Genomic DNA, 3,102 nt, shown 5'->3' with positions numbered 1-3,102 from the left:
GTGCGCCGCCGCCCGGCGACGGGCTGAACCGGCGGCGGGCCGAACCGCCGCCGCACGCTTCGCAGCCGGCCGGGCCTGATCAGTCCGTGCCCGCCGGGACCTCGCCGTCGCGGACGGCCCGGGCGTGGCGGAACATCGCGTCGGTCACGTCGGCCAGGACGCCGCCGAGGAGCAGCTGCGGGGAGTAGAAGGACCGGGCGGCGTCGGCGACGGCGGTGGCGGCGATGCCGATCTGGTCCAGCCCGGTGCGGCGCAGTCCCTCGATCGACGTCCCCCACACGACCCGCCCGATGCCGGCCCACGCGCAGGCGCTCATGCACATGGGGCAGGGTTCCGCGGTCGTGTACAGGGTGGTGGCGCCCCAGTCGGGGTCGTCGGCCCGCTGCGCGTGGTCGTCGATGGCGACCATCTCCCCGTGGTACGTCGGGTTCTCCCCGGCGGCGGCGACCCCGCGGGCCACCACGACCCCGGAGCGGACGATCACCGCTCCGAAGGGGTAGCGCTCCAGCTTGCGGCCCTCGGCGACCGCCTCGGCCATGAAGGACTCATGGCCGCGCCGCCGGTCCTGCGACGGCGCCTGTGGCTCCGGTCGCTGCCCCGGTTCCGGCCGCGCGACCGGCACGGCGCGCGCGGCGTACGGAGCGGCCCCGGCCGCGGCGGCGGTTCCGAGGAAGGAGCGCCTGTCCGACATCCCTGTGTTCTCCGTCCGTCGTCGTGCCGGCACGACGGGTGTGCCGGGTACGACGGCATTCTGCGCGGGCGGGGGCGCGCGGCGCCGGAGTTCACCGGATTCCGCCGGTCCTCGGCCGCCCGGGGTCCGATGTCCGACGTCCGGACCCGACGTCCGACGACCGCTACTGCCGCCGGTACTCCTGCCGGTCGGCGTCGTACGCGAAGAGCCCCGCGTAGCGGCCCCAGTCGGTCGCCGTCTCCAGCTGCCGGTCGGTCTGCCCGACGGTGTAGTGGCGGCCCAGCAGGTCGCGCAGAAAGCCGGTGCGGACGGTGGCGCCGGGCCGGTCGCCGAGGCTGTTGGCGATCAGCTTGATCAGCGGCACCTCCAGGGCCGCGGCGGCGAAGACGGCGCGGGAGTCCTGGGCGTCGGCCCCGGTGTAGTCGGCGCCGGCCTCGGTGAGCAGCAGGTCGTCGCCGTGGACCTCGGCGAAGCCGAGCAGGTCGAGGGCGTCGACCTGGGGGAGCAGGTCGTCGATGTCCAGGCCGAGTTCGTCGGCGAGCCCGGCCAGGTCGCAGCTCCCGCCCCGGTGGGCGATGGTCTCGGCGAGGCCGGAGAGGCCGTCGACGCCGGCCGGCGGCAGCGGGGTGCCGGCGATGGTGCGGCGGTCGGGGCCGGGGTCGGGGCCGGCGCGGCCGGGGGCCCGGGTGTCCTTGGGCCGGCCGGTCATGATCCGGTACACCCGGTCCACGAGTTCGTCGAAGGCGGCCGAGTCGCGGTCCCGCGGCCGTTCCAGCGCGACCTCGACGGTTTCCCGGATGGTCCCGTACGGGCGGGTGCCGAGGACCACGACGCGGTCGGCCATCAGCACCGCCTCCTCGATGTTGTGGGTGACCAGGACGACGGCCCGGGTGGGGAACTGGCCGGAGTCCCACAGCTCCATCAGCTCGCCGCGCAGGTTCTCGGCGGTGAGCACGTCGAGGGCGGAGAACGGCTCGTCCATCATCAGCACGTCCGGCTCGACGACCAGCGCCCGGGCGAAGCCGACCCGCTGGCGCATGCCGCCGGAGAGCTCCTTGGGGTAGGCGGACGCGAAGCCGGTCAGGCCGATCAGGTCGATGGCCTGGGCGGCGGCGCGGGCGCGTTCCCGGGGCGGCACCCCGCGGGCCTCCAGGCCGAGCTCGACGTTCTGCCGGACGGTCAGCCAGGGCAGCAGCGCGAAGGTCTGGAAGACCAGCGCGGTGCCGGGGTTGGCGCCGGTGAGCGGGGTGCCGCGGTAGCGGACGGTGCCGGAGCTGGGCGGGATCAGGCCGGCCAGGCAGCGCAGCAGGGTGGACTTGCCGGAGCCGGAGCGGCCGAGCACGGCGACGATCTCGCCGGCCCGCACGGTGAGGTCGATGCCGGAGAGCACCGGCAGTTCGCCGGCGGCCCCGGCGTAGGCCTTGGTCAGGCCGACGGTCTCCAGCAGGACCTCCTCGTCCCCCTCGGAGTCGAAGCCGGAGTCGAAGCCGGAGCCGGAGCCGAAGCCGGACTCGAAGACGGCCCTGGCGTCGGCCCCGGAGGCGGCCCCGGCCGAGGGGGAGGAGGCGGTGGCGCGGGCGGGCTCAGAGGCCCGGCGGCGGAACGGGAAGCGCATCGGCGGACTCCGGACTACAGCGAGTAGCGGCGCTCGGCCAGCCGGTACAGCCGGCGCCAGAGCAGACGGTTGAGGACGACGACGTACAGGCTCATCACCGCGACCCCGGCGAGCAGCCGCGGGTGGTCGCCCTGTTCGGCGGCCCGGGCGATGTACGCGCCGAGGCCGGTCGCGGTCAGGGTGGTGGAGCCGAAGGTGACCACCTCGGCGACGATGGAGGCGTTCCAGGCGCCGCCGGAGGCGGTGATCCCGCCGGTGACGTACGCCGGGAAGATCGCGGGGACGATCAGCCGCCGCCAGCGCTGCCGGCCGCGCACGCCGAGGTCGTCCATCGCCTCGCGCAGGTCGGCGGGGACGGCCATGGCGCCGGCGATGGCGTTGAACAGGATGTACCACTGGGAGCCGAGGGCCATCAGCAGGATGCCGCCGAGGTCGATCGACACCCCGGTGCGCAGCAGCAGCCAGACCGCCAGCGGGAAGAGGAAGTTGGCGGGGAAGCCGGCCAGTACCTGGACGACGGGCTGGGCGATCCTGGTCAGCCGGGGCGAGAAGCCGATCTTCACACCGATCGGCACCCAGACCACGGTGGCCACCGCGACCAGCACGACCACCCGGGCGAGGGTGGCGAGCCCGAGCAGCAGCGGCTCGCCGAAGACGCCGAGTCCGGTGCGGTCGGCGAGGTAGCGGCCGAGGTCGACGACGCCCCAGAGCACGATGCCGCCGGAGACGACGGCGAAGGCCACGTCCCCGGCCCGGCGCCGGCCGGGGCGGACGGCCCGCGGCCGGTCGGCGGTGC

Annotated in this window: 3 protein-coding genes; all 3 read right to left on the bottom strand. The window is 75.3% G+C overall.

Annotated features, from left to right (window positions below):
* Positions 1-79: 79 nt before the first annotated feature.
* On the bottom strand, positions 80-538 hold the full coding sequence (locus AB0E96_RS40065) for a nucleoside deaminase (RefSeq protein ID WP_359831634.1): 459 nt from the start codon (positions 536-538) through the stop codon (positions 80-82).
* Positions 539-854: 316 nt separating this feature from the next.
* Positions 855-2,306 (bottom strand): nitrate/sulfonate/bicarbonate ABC transporter ATP-binding protein, encoded by a 1,452-nt coding sequence (locus AB0E96_RS40060; RefSeq protein WP_359831632.1) that lies wholly within the window; start codon positions 2,304-2,306, stop codon positions 855-857.
* Positions 2,307-2,320: 14 nt separating this feature from the next.
* Positions 2,321-3,102, bottom strand: a 782-nt coding sequence (locus tag AB0E96_RS40055) for an ABC transporter permease subunit (protein ID WP_359831630.1), incomplete at its 5' end; no start/stop codon positions are given.

Source organism: Kitasatospora sp. NPDC036755, assembly GCF_040636595.1.
Taxonomy (GTDB): Bacteria; Actinomycetota; Actinomycetes; order Streptomycetales; family Streptomycetaceae; genus Kitasatospora.
This window is presented reverse-complemented; position numbering and strand designations above follow the sequence as displayed.